This is a genomic window from Streptomyces sp. NPDC036764 (assembly GCF_055609385.1).
The window spans coordinates 134,233-148,980 of sequence record NZ_JBVJPT010000014.1 but is presented as its reverse complement, the minus strand read 5'-3'; the positions used below and the strand labels follow the sequence as shown (position 1 = coordinate 148,980).

Sequence of the window (14,748 nt, the reverse complement as noted above, 5' to 3'; positions counted from 1 at the left end):
GGATCAACGGGCGTAGTACTCGACGACGAGCTGCTCGTCGCAGATCACCGGGATCTCCTTGCGGTTCGGCTCACGGTCCAGGCGGAACGCCAGGGCCTTGAGGTTCACCTGGAGGTAGCGCGGGGTCTCGCCCTCGGGGGCGAAGCCGCCCTCACGGGCGATCGAGAAGAGGGTCTTCTCGCGGCTGCGCTCGCGGACCATCACGACGTCGTCGGGACGGACGCGGAACGACGGCTTGTCGACCTTCTGGCCGTTGACCTCGATGTGGCCGTGAACGACCATCTGACGGGCCTGGTAGATGGTGCGGGCGATGCCCGAACGCAGGACCAGGGCGTCGAGACGACGCTCGAGCTCGATGATCAGGGCCTCACCGGTCTTGCCCTGAACCTTGGAGGCACGCTCGTAGGCGCGGACGAGCTGACGCTCGGACACGTCGTACTGCGCACGCAGACGCTGCTTCTCCAGCAGACGGACCTTGTAGTCCGAGTTCTGCTTGCGGCCACGGCCGTGCTCACCCGGCGGGTAGGGACGGGCCTCGAAGTACTTGACGGCCTTCGGGGTCAGCGCGATGCCGAGGGCACGCGACTTCTTGACCTTGGGGCGGGACTGGTTCGCCACTGCTTCTCATTTCCTAGTGTTCGGCTTGTCAGGGTGTTGAGAGAGGTCGCATCCGCAGCCGGGGAAACCCTCCTCGTCCTGGCGGACGGGGCGGGCAGCCGCTCCCCTGGTCTGGGCACATACGTGCAGCACGCGAGTGGCCCACCGACCGGTCCCGTCGTGCGACGAGTGGTGGTGGGCTGCCCGCGACACCGATCGACGGTGCGCGACGCTCCTGGAGCCGGTCCGAGGACTGGCTCCGGCTGACTGTCCCGTTCTGACTGCACGGGACGCAGCACTCCGAGCGAGTTTACAGGGTGCTCAGGACCGCTTGCGACCGAGGTGCTTCCTGGTCCACTCCACGGCGTCCGCGTACCGAGCCTCGGCGCCGTGCCTGGTCGGGGTGTAGTACTCGCGGTCCTTGAGGGCGTCCGGAGCGTACTGCTGCTCGGCGATGCCTTCGGACAGGTCGTGCGGATACACGTACCCCTGCGCGTGCCCGAGCTTGGCGGCGCCCTTGTAGTGCCCGTCGCGCAGGTGCGGGGGCACGGGGCCCGCCAGTCCCTTGCGTACGTCGTCCATCGCGGCGCCGATCGCCGTCGTCGCGGAGTTGGACTTGGGGGCCAGCGCGAGGGCGATGGTGGCGTGGCTGAGGGTGAGGGCGGCCTCGGGGAAGCCGATCATGGCGACGGCCTGCGCGGCGGCGACCGCGATCGGCAGGGCGTTCGGGTCGGCGAGGCCGATGTCCTCGCTGGCGGAGATCATCAGGCGGCGGGCGATGAAGCGGGGGTCCTCGCCGGCCTCGATCATCCGGGCCAGGTAGTGCAGGGCGGCGTCCACGTCGGAGCCGCGGATGGACTTGATGAGGGCGCTGGCCACGTCGTAGTGCTGGTCGCCCTCGCGGTCGTACTTCACCGCGGCGCGGTCGACTGTCTGCTCCAGCGTCTGGAGGCTGATCTCGCTCTCGCCCTGGTCCAGGGCGGCTCCCGCGGCGGCCTCCAGGGCCGTCAGGGCGCGGCGGGCGTCGCCGCCGGCGATCCGCAGCAGGTGCTCCTCGGTGTCCTCGGGGAGGCCGACGGAGTCCTTCAGACCGCGCTCGTCGCTCAGGGCCCGCCTCAGCAGGCCGCGGACGTCGTCGTCGGTGAGGGGTTCGAGGGTGAGCAGGAGGGAGCGGGACAGCAGGGGGGAGATGATCGAGAAGTACGGGTTCTCGGTGGTCGCCGCGATCAGGGTCACCCAGCGGTTCTCGACGGCCGGGAGGAGGGAGTCCTGCTGGGCCTTGCTGAAGCGGTGGATCTCGTCGAGGAAGAGGACGGTCTCCTTGCCGAAGCCGCCGGTGGCGCGGCGGGCGCCGTCGATGACCGCGCGGACCTCCTTGACGCCGGCGGTGATCGCGGAGAGCTCGACGAAGCGCTTGTCGGTCGCCTTGGAGACGACGTAGGCCAGGGTGGTCTTGCCGGTGCCGGGCGGGCCCCAGAGGATCACCGAGGACGGTCCGGCGGGGCCGCCGCCGGATTCGCCCACGAGTCGGCGCAGCGGCGAGCCCTGCTTCAGCAGGTGCTGCTGGCCCACCACCTCGTCCAGGGTGCGCGGGCGCATGCGCACTGCCAGGGGACTGCCGGCTGGGTCCTTCTCCTGGCGTTCTTCTGCGGCGGCGGTGAACAGGTCGGGCTCCACCCTGGAAACCCTAAATCACCGCACTGACAATCCCGCCCGGCCCCCGGGCAGCGGGGTCAGCTCGTCCAGAAGTCCCACCAGCGGGTCAGGATCAGCATGCCGATGATGCCGATGTGCAGTACGGGCATGACCCAGGTGAACTCGCCGAAGAAGCTCTTGAGCCAGCTCGGCGCGGGCAGGAAGCCGTTGCGGACGTTGAACGAGGTCACATACCAGAACATGACGATCGTCGCGACCCAGGCCAGCGAGCACCACAGGCACAGCGCGTTGATCCGGTACAGCGACTGGAACATCAGCCAGGCGCAGAAGACCACGCCGAAGAGGGTGCCGGCGTTGAAGGTGAGCCAGTACCAGCGCGGGAAGCGGGCGCGGCCCAGCAGGCTCATGCCGACGCAGATGACGATGCCGTAGGCGACGAGGCCGAGCATCGGGTTCGGGAACCCGAAGGCGGCGGCCTGCTTGCTCTCCATGACGCTGCCGCAGGAGACGACGGGGTTGAGGCTGCACCCCGGGGTGAACGACTTGCCCTCGACCTTGGCTTCGAGCAGCTTGAACTTGTCGATCGTGATGACCCACGCGGCAAGCAGTCCCGCCGCGCCGGTGATCACCAGCATCAGGGCGAGGGCACGGCTGCCGCCCACCGCCCGCGGTGCCGCCTGAGCGGGCTCCGACTCGGGCTCGGTGGAGACGTCTTTGACTGTCGTCTTGCTCATCACGCCGATTCCGTCACTTGAGACTTGGAGTTTCTCCGGACACGGCACATTGTGCCGTACACGCACGCGTGCCCACCGTTCGCTGCGTATAAGGAAATACGCGCAATCCAGTTGAGGCGCTCAGTTCAAGACACGGACACAACGGACAGGGCGGGGACCGTCCGGTCCCCGCCCTGTGAGCACAATCAGCCCAATCGGGCTTCGAGCTCCGCCACGATCTCGTTGACGCCGACGGCCGACTGCTCGCCGGACTCCATGTCCTTGAGCTGGACGACACCCTCGGCGAGGTCGCGTTCGCCGGCGACGATCGTGTAGCGGGCGCCGCTGCGGTTGGCGTTCTTCATGGCGCCCTTGAGGCCCTTGGCGCCGTAGGAGAAGTCCGCCGCGACGCCGAGCTTGCGCAGTTCGGTGACCTTGGCGAACAGCACCCGCCGGGCCTCCTCGCCGAGCGGCACCGCGAACACGCTGGTGGACGACGGGAGTTGGAGCTCCACGCCCTCCGCCTCCAGGGCGAGCACCGTGCGGTCGACGCCGAGCGCCCAGCCGACGGACGGCAGCGCGGGGCCGCCGATCATCTCGGACAGCCCGTCGTAACGGCCGCCGCCGCCCACCGCGGACTGCGAGCCCAGACCGTCGTGGACGAACTCGAAGGTCGTGCGCGTGTAGTAGTCCAGGCCGCGCACCAGCTTCGGGTCGTCCTCGAAGAGCACGCCCGCCGCCGTGATCAGCTCACGGACCTCCTCGTGGTACGCCTTGCACGCGTCGCAGAGGTAGTCACGCAGGAGGGGGGCGTCCCCGAGCTGCTTCTGGACCGACTCGCGCTTGTCGTCGAGGACGCGCAGCGGGTTGATCTCCGAGCGGCGCAGGGTGTCCTCGTCCAGGTCGAGGCCGCGCAGGAAGTCCTGGAGGGCCGCGCGGTACACCGGGCGGCACTCCTTGTCGCCCAGGCTGTTCAGCAGGATCCGGAAGTTGCTGAGGCCGAGCGAGCGGTAGGCCTGGTCGGCCAGGATGATCAGCTCGGCGTCGAGCGCCGGGTCCTCGGCGCCGATCGCCTCGGCGCCGACCTGGGAGAAGTGCCTGTAACGGCCCTTCTGGGGGCGCTCGTAGCGGTAGTAGGAGCCCGAGTACCAGAGCTTGACCGGGAGGTTGCCGGCCTTGTGCAGGTTGGCCTCCAGCGCCGCGCGCAGGACCGAGGCCGTGCCCTCGGGGCGCAGGGCCAGCTTGTCGCCGCCCTTGGTCTCGAAGGCGTACATCTCCTTGGTGACGATGTCGGTGGACTCACCGACACCGCGCGCGAACAGCTCGACGCTCTCGAAGCCGGGCGTCTCGATGTAGCCGTAGCCGGAGTTGCGCAGGGGCGCGGCGATCGCCTCGCGGACGGCCAGGTACTTGGCGCTCTCCGGCGGGATCAGGTCGTACGTGCCCTTGGGGGCCTTGAAGGTGCTCACGGAAGGTCTCGTCACATTCCTCGTCGGGGAGCGTCGACATTCGCTCCCAGGCCGGCGGCCACCTGCCGCATATACGGGTTGGTGGCGCGCTCCTGGCCGATGGTCGTCTGGGGGCCGTGGCCGGACAGCACCACGGTCGAGTCGTCGAGCGGCAGGCACACGCGTGCCAGCGAGTCGAGGATCTCGGCCGTGTCACCGCCGGGCAGGTCGGTGCGTCCGATGGAGCCGGCGAACAGCAGGTCGCCCGAGAACAGGATCGGCGGGATGTCCGCCGCCTCGGGCATGCCGAAGGTCACCGACCCCTTGGTATGGCCGGGCGCATGCGCGACGGTGAGCTCCATCCCCGCCAGCGCCAGCTTGGCGCCGTCGGTCAGCTCCTTGACGTCGTCCGGCTCCCCGATGGTCAGCTCGCCCATCAACTGCATGCCGATGGACCGGCCGAGCGCCTTCTCGGGGTCGCTCATCATGTACCGGTCCTCGGGGTGGATCCAGGCCGGCACGTCGTGCGCACCGCAGACCGGGACGACCGAGGCCACGTGGTCGAGGTGGCCGTGGGTGAGGACGACGGCGACGGGCTTGAGCCGATGCTTCTTCAGTGCTTCCTCGACTCCGGGGGCCGCTTCGTGGCCCGGGTCGATGATCACGCACTCCTCACCGGCGGCGGGGGCGACGAGATAACAGTTCGTCCCCCAGGCCCCGGCGGGGAACCCGGCAATGAGCACGATCGTCCTTCGTTTGTGTCGACACGGGTGGTTTGTCGGCGGACTCCGCCTGTCGTCAGAGCCTACCGGCGCTGCCGATTCCACAGCGAACCCATATACGGTACGGGGCACACGCAGGCGGTCGGCTCAATGAACACACGCGTACCGGTCGACACTTACGACGCATGAGGAGAGAACCCGGTGGTCAGCCAGGAACAGCGGCGGCGTCAGCTCGCCCGGGAGAAGTTCTTGCGGCAGCAGCAGCGGCGCACGTCCGCCCGACGCAAGGCGCGCATGCGCAACTCGGTGATCGCGTCGGTACTCGGAGTGGTCGTCATCGGCAGCCTCGCGCTGTACACGACGGGCGTCCTCAAGGGCGACGACAGCAAGGAGAACGCGGGCGCGGAGGTGACGCCGAGCGCGACACCCAGCAAGGCCCCGGACCCGTGCGAGAAGCCCGCCGAGGGCAAGGTCAAGACGGCCACCTGGAAGAAGGAGCCGGAGCTGACCGTCGACAAGGCGGCGAAGTACACGATGAAGCTCGCGACGACGTGCGGTGACATAGACGTCGACCTGAAGGCGTCGGCCGCACCGCACACGGTGAACTCCTTCGAGTTCCTGGCCGGCAAGGGCTACTTCGACCACTCCAAGTGCCACCGGCTCACCACCAACGGCATCTACGTGCTCCAGTGCGGCGACCCGACGGGTACCGGCACCGGCGGCCCCGGCTACACCATTCCGGACGAGAACCTGAAGGACAAAAGCCTGAAGGACAACATCTATCCGGCGGGCACGGTGGCCATGGCGAACACCGGGCAGAAGCACAGCGGCGGCAGCCAGTTCTTCCTCGTGTACCAGGACAGTCAGCTTCCGCCCAGCTACACACCGTTCGGTACCGTTTCCGAATCCGGCATGAAGGTACTCAAGAAGATTGCCGGTGCCGGTGAGAGCACTGGCCAGGGCGACGGCGCACCGAACGCGACGGTCGTGATCAACAAGGCGACGGTCACGAAATCCTGACCGCCAACTGCGAAATTTCGGTCGCGCGGGATGCGGACAGGCAACCCGCCGGTCGCCTATGTTGGCCGTGACGAAACTGTGGACGATGCCCGGGGGAACACGAGCCCCTCGCAGGCATCATGTGGAGGAGGCGCTGTGAGCAGCGACCCGTGGGGCCGCGTCGACGAGACGGGGACCGTGTACGTGCGTACGGCCGACGGCGAGCAGGTTGTCGGCTCTTGGCAGGCAGGCACTCCTGAAGAGGCGCTGGCCTATTTCGAGCGCAAGTACGAGGGCCTGGTTGTCGAGATCGGCCTCCTCGAGAAGCGAGTGAAGACCACCGACCTGTCGGCGAAGGACGCTCAGACCGCGATCGACCACATTCGTGAGCAGGTCGACGCCCATCACGCGGTCGGTGATCTGGACGCTCTGAAGACCCGGCTCAACAAGCTGGTCGAGACGGTCGACAAGCGCCGCGAGGAGCGCAAGCAGCAGCGGGCCAAGCAGTCCGACGAGGCGCGCCACGCCAAGGAGGCGCTGGTCGTCGAGGCCGAGGAGCTGGCTCAGTCCGACCAGTGGCGGGCCGCCGGTGAGCGGCTGCGGGCCCTGGTGGACACCTGGAAGGGTCTGCCGCGGCTGGACCGCAAGTCCGACGACGAGCTGTGGCACCGCTTCTCGCACGCCCGGTCGGCGTTCTCCAAGCGCCGCAAGGCCCACTTCGCGCAGTTGGACGCACAGCGCGAGGAGGCCCGCAAGACCAAGGAGCGGCTGGTCGCCGAGGCCGAGTCGCTGTCCGGTTCGGCGGACTGGGGTCCGACGGCCGCGCGCTACCGCGAGCTGATGTCGGAGTGGAAGGCCGCAGGCCGTGCCCAGCGCGAGCACGAGGACGACCTGTGGAACCGCTTCCGCGGCGCCCAGGACATCTTCTTCGCGGCCCGCAGCTCGGTCTTCGCCGAGCGCGACGCCGAGCAGTCCGAGAACCTGAAGCTGAAGGAGGAGCTGGCCGGCGAGGCCGAGAAGCTCCTGCCGATCGGCGACCTGAAGGGCGCGCGTGCCGCCTTCCGCTCGATCAACGAGCGCTGGGAGGCCATCGGCCATGTGCCGCGCGACGCCCGGCCGAAGGTCGAGGGCCGGATGCACGCCGTGGAGCGGGCCATCCAGGAGGCCGAGGAGGCCGAGTGGCGCCGGACCAACCCGGAGGCACGCGCGCGTGCCGAGGGGCTGACCGGTCAGCTCCAGGCCGCCGTGGACAAGCTGAAGGGCCAGATCGAGCAGGCGCGTGCCCAGGGCAACAACGCGAAGGCCGACAAGCTGGAGCGTGAGCTGGAGGGCCGCCAGGCGCTGCTGGACCAGGCGCTGAAGGGTCTGCAGGAGTTCGGCGGCTGACGCCGGTCGACATCAGAGAAGGGGCTCCCCGCGGGGAGCCCCTTCTTCGTGCCTGTGCGGCGGTTACGACCGGCTGCGCGCCGACGTCACGCGATACACGTCGTACACGCCCTCCACACCCCTGACGGCCTTCAGGACGTGTCCGAGGTGCTTCGGGTCGCCCATCTCGAAGGTGAAGCGGGAGGTGGCGACGCGGTCGCGGGAGGTCTGCACGGCGGCGGAGAGAATGTTGACGTGCTGGTCGGAGAGCACGCGGGTGACGTCCGACAGGAGCCGGGAGCGGTCCAGGGCCTCGACCTGGATGGCGACCAGGAACACCGAGGACTGCGTCGGCGCCCACTCGACCTCGAGGATGCGCTCGGGCTCACGGGACAGTGACTCCACGTTGACACAGTCGCTGCGGTGAACCGATACACCACTACCACGCGTGACGAAGCCGATGATCGGGTCGCCGGGTACGGGCGTACAGCAGCGGGCCAGCTTGACCCATACGTCCTCGACGCCCTTGACGATGACGCCCGGGTCGGCGCTGGAGCGGCGCTTGCGGCTGCGGCCACGGGTCGGCGGGACCGACTCGTCGATCTCCTCGGTGGCGGCCTCCTCGCCGCCGAGCGCGTGGACCAGCTTCTGCACGATGTTCTGTGCGGAGACATGGCCCTCGCCGATGGCCGCGTACAGCGCCGAGATGTCGGCGTAGCGCATCTCGTGGGCGAGGGTGACGAGGGAGTCGCCGGTCAGGATGCGCTGGATCGGCAGGTTCTGCTTGCGCATCGCGCGGACGATGGCGTCCTTGCCCTGCTCGATCGCCTCGTCGCGGCGCTCCTTGGAGAACCACGCCCGGATCTTGTTGCGGGCGCGCGGCGACTTCACGAAGTTCAGCCAGTCCCGGGACGGTCCGGCCCCGGGTGCCTTGGACGTGAAGACCTCCACGAGGTCACCGTTGTCCAGGGTCGATTCCAGCGGCACCAGGCGTCCGTTGACGCGGGCTCCTATGGTGCGGTGGCCCACCTCGGTGTGCACCGCGTAGGAGAAGTCCACGGGTGTGGCGCCGGCCGGCAGCGCTATGACGTCGCCCTTGGGGGTGAAGACGAAGACCTCGTTGCGCGACAGGTCGAAGCGCAGGGACTCCAGGAACTCGCCGGGGTCCTCGGTCTCCTTCTGCCAGTCCAGGAGCTGGCGCAGCCACGCCATGTCGTTGAGATGGTCGTCCTTGCCGGTGCTCTTCGGCGCGTCCGAACGCACCTTGGAGGCGCCGGCGACGGCCTCCTGCTTGTACTTCCAGTGCGCGGCGATGCCGTACTCGGCTCGGCGGTGCATGTCGAACGTGCGGATCTGGAGTTCGACCGGCTTGCCGTTGGGGCCGATGACCGTCGTGTGCAGCGACTGGTACATGTTGAACTTGGGCATCGCGATGTAGTCCTTGAACCGGCCGGGGACCGGGTTCCATCGCGCGTGCACGGTGCCGAGGGCTGCGTAGCAGTCGCGGACCGTGTCGACGAGTACACGAATACCCACCAGGTCGTAGATCTCCGCGAAGTCCCGGCCGCGGACGATCATCTTCTGGTAGACGCTGTAGTAGTGCTTCGGGCGGCCGGTGACGGTCGCCTTGATGCGGGCGGCGCGCAGGTCCTGCTGGACCTCGTCGGTCACTATGGCCAGGTACTCGTCACGCTTCGGTGCCCGCTCGGCCACCAGCCGTACGATCTCGTCGTACATCTTGGGGTAGAGGATCGCGAAGGCGAGGTCCTCCAGCTCCCACTTGATGGTGTTCATGCCGAGGCGGTGGGCGAGGGGCGCGTAGATCTCGAGGGTCTCGCGCGCCTTCTTCTCCTGCTTCTCGCGCTTGAGGTAGCGCATGGTGCGCATGTTGTGCAGGCGGTCGGCGAGCTTGATGACCAGGACGCGGGGGTCCTTGGCCATGGCGACGACCATCTTGCGCACGGTCTCGGCCTGCGCCGCCTCGCCGAACTTGACCTTGTCCAGCTTGGTCACGCCGTCGACGAGCAGCGCGACCGAGTCGCCGAAGTCGCGGCGGAGCTGGTCGAGGCCGTACTCGGTGTCCTCGACGGTGTCGTGCAGCAGGCCCGCCATCAGGGTGGCCGGATCCATCCCCAGCTCGGCGAGGATCGTGGTGACGGCGAGGGGGTGCGTGATGTACGGGTCGCCGCTCTTGCGCTTCTGGCCGCGGTGCCAGCGTTCGGCGACCTGATAGGCCTTCTCGATCTGGCGGAGCGTGGCGGTCTCGATCTTCGGGTCGTTGCTGCGGACTATGCGGAGCAACGGCTCAAGGACCGGGTTGTACGGGTTGGAGCGCTGGACGCCGAGGCGGGCGAGACGGGCGCGGACGCGGTTGGAGGAGCCGCTGCGGGCGGGCTGGCCGGTGTTCGGGCGCACCGCCGGCGTCGACGAGACGGGCTTGGGGCGAGGCGGCTCTGCCGGTTTGTCGACCGGCGCGGACTGGGCGTGCTCGACCGTCCCGCGCGGGTCGTTCTTCGCGTTCGGCGCGTTCGGCGCGGGCTTGGCCGCCGGTCCCGAGGCGGACTCGGGCTTGGCGGCGGTCAGGTGCTGGGCCTCGTCTGGCAAGAGGACTCCTCGTGCGCGATCCGGGTCCCCCGGTCAGGCTCCGGAGACCCCATGGTAGCGATCCTGAGCCGCAGGATCGCCTTCAGGCCGATGTGAGGGCCGTCTACCGGAGAAACACAAGGGGCTGCCGCAGGATTCCTCCGTGCCTTGCGGGCCGTGTCCTGAGGGTGGCGGGAGTGTTGCGTGGGGCTGACGTGGGGTTTGCGTACGCCGTCTCAGCGGACCCGCTGGAGGCTTGCGGCGCCGGTTTTGAGCCATGGGGTGCGGGGGCGACCGCGCAGGTGGGTGCGTACGCCGTAGCACCCGGGGGCGCATGCTCTCCGGGCCGCCCGGAGGGGGAGCACGAGTCTCCGCGCTCCGGATACACGTATGCCGCGCGCCCTCGACTTCGGGCGCGCGGCATACGCGCGGTGATAGACGGCCGGTCGCTCAGACTGTGAGCAGCGACTCCAGCGGGGCGCCGGCCAGGGCCGGCTCCAGGCGGGCTCGGCCGCCGAGGAAGCCCAGCTCCATCAGGACGGCGAGGCCCGCCACCTCGGCGCCGGCCCGGCGGATCAGCCGGATCGAGGCCTCGGCGGTGCCGCCGGTCGCCAGGACGTCGTCGATGACCAGGACGCGGTCGGCCGCGCTCAGGTCCTCGGCGTGGACCTCGATCTCGGCCGAGCCGTACTCCAGGTCGTACGCCTGGCTGAGGGTCGCCCCGGGGAGCTTGCCCGCCTTGCGTACCGGGATGAAGCCGACGCCCGCACGGACCGCGACCGGCGCTCCGAGGATGAAACCGCGGGCCTCCAGGCCGACGATCTTCGTGGCGCCGGTGCTCCCGACGATCTCCGCCAGCGCGTCGGTGAGCGCCGTGAACGCCGCGGGGTCCGCCAGGAGCGGGGTGATGTCCTTGAACATCACGCCCGGCTCCGGGTAGTCCGCCACGTCACGGATGCGGCTGAGCAGGAGCTCCTGGATGCCGGTCATCGACGCTTCCCCGAGGGTCGGCCACGGCCCCGGTTACGGGAGGCGGGCTGGTTGCGGGGGCCGACGACCGCGGGGGCGGCGTCCTCCGGCTCGTCGTCGTAGTGCTCGTCGGTGGCCGGAGCCTGCGAGGCCTCGCCCTGTGCGGCACCCTGGGCCCGCTTGGCGAGCACGCGCTTCCTCAGGGCCTTCATCTGCGGCTCGCGCTCCTTGAGGTCGGCGACGAGCGGCGTGGCGATGAAGATCGAGGAGTACGCACCGGCGGCGAGGCCGACGAACAGCGACAGCGAGATGTCGTTGAGCATGCCCGCGCCGAGGAAGCCGCCGCCGATGAACAGCAGGCCCGCCACCGGCAGCAGCGCGACGACCGTGGTGTTGATCGAGCGGACCAGTGTGCTGTTGATCGAGCGGTTGGCGACGTCGCTGTAGGTCCAGCGGGTCTGCTTGGTGATGTCCTTCGTCTGCTCCTTGAGGCTGTCGAAGACGACGACCGTGTCGTAGAGCGAGTAACCGAGGATCGTCAGCAGACCGATCACCGTGCCCGGCGTCACCTCGAAGCCGACAAGGGCGTAGATGCCGACCGTGATGGTGATGTCGTGGATCAGCGCGACGAACGCGGCGAGTGCCATGCGCCACTCGAAGGCGATCGCCAGATAGATCACCACGAGGACCAGGAAGATCCCGAGACCCTGCCAGGCCTTGTTGGCGATCTGCTCACCCCAGCTCGGGCCGACCAGCTCGCCGGTGACGTCGTTCTCGTCGACACCGAGCTTCTCGGCCAGCTCGGCCGAGACCTTGTCGGCCTGGTTGGTGTCGATGCCCGAGACCTGGATGCGCAGCTTGGCGTCGTCGCCGCTGCCGAGCTTCTGGACGATCGCGTCGTGGCCGGACGCCTCTTCCGCGTACTCCTGCGCCTGCGCGACCGAGACGCTGGTCTTGGGGGTGTTGAAGACGGCTCCGCCCTGGAACTCGATGCCCATGTTCAGGCCGCGCACCGCCAGGCCGACGATGGCCGTGATGGTGATCAGGATGGAGAGGCCGTACCAGATCTTGCGGTTGCCGACGAAGTCGTAGCCGACCTCGCCACGGTGCAGTCGGGCGCCGAGGGTGCCGAGCTTGGACATCTCACGCCTCCTTCGGGTCGACAGGGCCTGCGGGACGGCGGTTGCGGCGCAGCGGCGGCTTGGCTCCCAGTCGCTTGGGATCGAGGCCGGACCAGGGGTGGCCGCTCGCGAAGAACTTGGTGCGGGCCAGGAGCGTCAGCAGTGGCTTGGTGAACAGGAACACGACCACCACGTCGAGCAGGGTGGTCAGGCCGAGCGTGAACGCGAAGCCCTGGACCTTGCCGACGGTGACGATGAAGAGCACCGCGGCGGCGAGGAACGACACGAAGTCGGAGACCAGGATGGTGCGCCGAGCACGCGGCCAGGCACGCTCGACCGCGGGGCGCAGCGAGCGTCCCTCTCGGATCTCGTCTCGGACGCGTTCGAAGTACACGATGAACGAGTCCGCTGTGATGCCGATGGCGACGATGGCACCGCAGACGGCCGGCAGGTTCAGCGCGAAGCCGATGGTCGGGCCGAGCAGCGCCATGATCGTGTAGGTCAGGGCCGCGGAGACCAGCAGCGACAGCAGGGCGATCAGCGACAGGCCGCGGTAGTAGACCAGCAGGTAGATCACGACCAGGCCGAGGCCGATCGCACCGGCGATCAGACCGGCGTGGAGCTGCTCACCACCGAGCGCGGCGGTCACCGTGGTGACGCTGTCCTCCTGGAAGGTCAGCGGCAGGGCGCCGTACGACAGCATGTTGGCGAGGCTCTGAGCCGACTCCTGGTTGAAGTTGCCGGAGATCTCGGCGTTGCCGCCCGTCAGGGCCTGCTTGACGAAGGGGTCGGAGACGACCTCACCGTCCAGCACGATGGCGAACTGGTTCTGCGGGGACTGGTTCTTGGCCAGCTTGCCGGTGATCGCGGCGAACTTCTTGCTGCCCGAGCCCGTGAAGTCCATGGTCACGGTCCAGCCGGCGCCGGTCTGCGTGTTGAGGACGGCCTTGGCCTTGTCTACGTCCGTGCCGTCGACCTCGGCGGGGCCGAGGATGTACTTCTGCCACTGGCCGGACGAGTTCTGACCACAGGCGACCGTGTAGTCGGTGGGCTTGGCGCCGTCACCGGCCTTGGCGCGGGCCGACTTCTTCGTGCAGTCGAGCGCGGCGTACTGCGCTTCGAGCTTGCTGGTCGCCGCGTCACCGGTGGGGGTGCCGCTCGCGGACGGGGAGCCGCTGGCGGAGGCGCTCGTGGACGGCGTGGAGTCGGCCTTCAGGGCGTCGGTGACCGCGCGGCCCTGGGTGGTGGAGCTCGCCGACGGCGTGCCGGAGGGGGTCGACTTGTCGGTCGCCTTGTCGCCGGAGTTGCCGGAGGCGCTGGAGGAGGCGCTCGGCGAGGGGGTCGCCTGGGCGCCGGTGCCGGCGACCTCGGTGGCGATCACCGGACGGAAGTAGAGCTTGGCGGTGGTGCCGACCTGGTCCCGGGCTTCCTTGGAGTTGGTGCCCTTGGGGATGTTGACGATGATGTTGCGATCGCCCTGGGTCTGTACCTCGGACTCCGAGACACCAAGACCATTGACACGGCGCTCCATGATGTCGACCGCGGTGTCCATGTTGGTCTTGTTGATCGCGGATTCCTGGCCGGGCTCGGCGACCGCGCGAAGCGTGATGCTCGTGCCGCCTGCCAGGTCGATGCCGAGTCGCGGAGTGGTGTGCCCCGAGGCGAACATCCCCCCGGTGAGCGCCGCGATGGCGATCAGGATGAGGGCCAGCGAGCGCCCTGGCTTGCTCTGGGCGCTCGCGCTCCGGCCCTTCTTAGGTGCTGCCACCTTCTCGTACTCCCTCTCGGGCCGCCCCACTCCGGATCGACGGACTGGCGGCCATGACATGGTGTCGGGATCCCGTGCGAAGTCGGCATGCCCGGGGGCGCGCAGGCGTGGCCCGCGCGCCCCGGAACATGGCTACTTCGCGTCGGACTCGCCGTCGGTCTTCTTCGGCTCGTCGTCGGCCTTCGCCTCGGCGGCGACGGAGGCGTCGGACGGCTCCTCGGCCTCGTCGTTCTCGTCCTTCTTACCGAGGTCGACGGACTTCTCGTCGGAGGCGGCGGCAGCGGCGGGCTCGTCGGTCTCGGTGAGGGAGGAGGCGTCGTCCGGGACGACGTCGGACTTCAGGTCGTGCTCGATGCCGTGCACGATGCGGTTGTACTCGTCATCGGAGAGGACGGCACCGATCGCGTTCTTGGCGAAGAGAAGCTCCACGCCCGGGCCGGCGTCAAGGAGGACGGTGTCGTCGCTGACCTCCTTGACGGTGCCGTACATGCCCCCGATGGTGCGGACACCGGATCCGGGCTGCATCTGGTTCCGCATGTCGGCGGCCTGCTGCTGCTTCTTCTTGGCCGACCGGGTCATCAGGAACATGGCCCCGATGAGCACGATGAACGGGAGGAGGGTCACGAGACTCACGGGTCGGAACTTCCTTCACACGACCGCGATAGTGAGCGGCCTGATTGTTGGGGGATTGTGCGCCGCCGACAACGGCGGCATCGGCGGAGTCTAAGCGAGTCTCCGCGCATGGAACAACGCTCAGCATGGCACCGGGGTTCCTGCTGCGGCCACCAAGCTCGCCGTGACCACCCC

At 68.8% G+C, this 14,748-nt stretch carries 12 protein-coding genes; 2 read left to right on the top strand and 10 right to left on the bottom strand.

Annotated features, from left to right (window positions below; all coding sequences use genetic code 11):
- Positions 1-3: 3 nt before the first annotated feature.
- The 5 genes from rpsD to ACZ69Q_RS36390 form a co-directional block, all read right to left on the bottom strand.
- A complete protein-coding gene (gene rpsD / locus ACZ69Q_RS36410) occupies positions 4-618 on the bottom strand; it encodes a 30S ribosomal protein S4 (RefSeq protein WP_015661793.1) in 615 nt (204 codons plus the stop codon).
- A gap of 300 nt (positions 619-918) precedes the next feature.
- The gene (locus tag ACZ69Q_RS36405) at positions 919-2,274 is read right to left on the bottom strand and encodes a replication-associated recombination protein A (RefSeq protein WP_471050598.1); all 1,356 of its coding nucleotides are present in this window, start codon (positions 2,272-2,274) and stop codon (positions 919-921) included.
- A 56-nt stretch (positions 2,275-2,330) separates the two neighbouring features.
- On the bottom strand, positions 2,331-2,987 hold the full coding sequence (locus ACZ69Q_RS36400; protein WP_471050596.1) for a vitamin K epoxide reductase family protein: 657 nt from the start codon (positions 2,985-2,987) through the stop codon (positions 2,331-2,333).
- Positions 2,988-3,172: 185 nt separating this feature from the next.
- Entirely contained in the window at positions 3,173-4,435 is a 1,263-nt protein-coding gene (hisS, locus tag ACZ69Q_RS36395) for a histidine--tRNA ligase (RefSeq protein ID WP_471050593.1), read from the bottom strand.
- 11 nt (positions 4,436-4,446) lie between these two features.
- The gene (locus tag ACZ69Q_RS36390; RefSeq protein ID WP_471050590.1) at positions 4,447-5,157 is read right to left on the bottom strand and encodes an MBL fold metallo-hydrolase; all 711 of its coding nucleotides are present in this window, start codon (positions 5,155-5,157) and stop codon (positions 4,447-4,449) included.
- 180 nt (positions 5,158-5,337) lie between these two features.
- On the opposite strand from ACZ69Q_RS36390, the gene ACZ69Q_RS36385 reads away from it, so the two are divergent.
- The gene (locus ACZ69Q_RS36385; protein ID WP_471050587.1) at positions 5,338-6,156 is read left to right on the top strand and encodes a peptidylprolyl isomerase; all 819 of its coding nucleotides are present in this window, start codon (positions 5,338-5,340) and stop codon (positions 6,154-6,156) included.
- 135 nt (positions 6,157-6,291) lie between these two features.
- A complete protein-coding gene (locus ACZ69Q_RS36380; protein ID WP_471050584.1) occupies positions 6,292-7,521 on the top strand; it encodes a DUF349 domain-containing protein in 1,230 nt (409 codons plus the stop codon).
- 63 nt (positions 7,522-7,584) lie between these two features.
- Here ACZ69Q_RS36380 and ACZ69Q_RS36375 read toward each other — a convergent pair whose 3' ends face one another.
- The 5 genes from ACZ69Q_RS36375 to yajC all read right to left on the bottom strand — a co-directional run bounded on the left by ACZ69Q_RS36375 (position 7,585) and on the right by yajC (position 14,574).
- Positions 7,585-10,104 (bottom strand): RelA/SpoT family protein, encoded by a 2,520-nt coding sequence (locus tag ACZ69Q_RS36375; protein WP_471050582.1) that lies wholly within the window; start codon positions 10,102-10,104, stop codon positions 7,585-7,587.
- A 429-nt stretch (positions 10,105-10,533) separates the two neighbouring features.
- Positions 10,534-11,073: an adenine phosphoribosyltransferase gene (locus ACZ69Q_RS36370; protein ID WP_471050580.1), complete on the bottom strand. Its 540-nt coding sequence runs from the start codon at positions 11,071-11,073 to the stop codon at positions 10,534-10,536.
- A complete protein-coding gene (gene secF / locus ACZ69Q_RS36365) occupies positions 11,070-12,194 on the bottom strand; it encodes a protein translocase subunit SecF (protein ID WP_471050577.1) in 1,125 nt (374 codons plus the stop codon). The genes ACZ69Q_RS36370 and secF overlap by 4 nt, the downstream gene beginning before the upstream one ends.
- A 1-nt stretch (position 12,195) precedes the next feature.
- Positions 12,196-13,941, bottom strand: a complete 1,746-nt coding sequence (gene secD / locus ACZ69Q_RS36360) for a protein translocase subunit SecD (protein ID WP_471050574.1) — start codon at positions 13,939-13,941, stop codon at positions 12,196-12,198.
- Between the two features lie 132 nt (positions 13,942-14,073).
- The gene (yajC, locus tag ACZ69Q_RS36355; RefSeq protein ID WP_471050571.1) at positions 14,074-14,574 is read right to left on the bottom strand and encodes a preprotein translocase subunit YajC; all 501 of its coding nucleotides are present in this window, start codon (positions 14,572-14,574) and stop codon (positions 14,074-14,076) included.
- Between the last annotated feature and the right edge of the window lie 174 nt (positions 14,575-14,748).

Bases quoted from the DNA above. Each gene is read 5' to 3' on its own strand.
- secF (WP_471050577.1), bottom strand. From the start codon at position 12,194: ATGTCCAAGCTCGGCACCCTCGGCGCCCGACTGCACCGTGGCGAGGTC.
- ACZ69Q_RS36370 (WP_471050580.1), bottom strand. From the start codon at position 11,073: ATGACCGGCATCCAGGAGCTCCTGCTCAGCCGCATCCGTGACGTGGCG.
- ACZ69Q_RS36400 (WP_471050596.1), bottom strand. From the start codon at position 2,987: ATGAGCAAGACGACAGTCAAAGACGTCTCCACCGAGCCCGAGTCGGAG.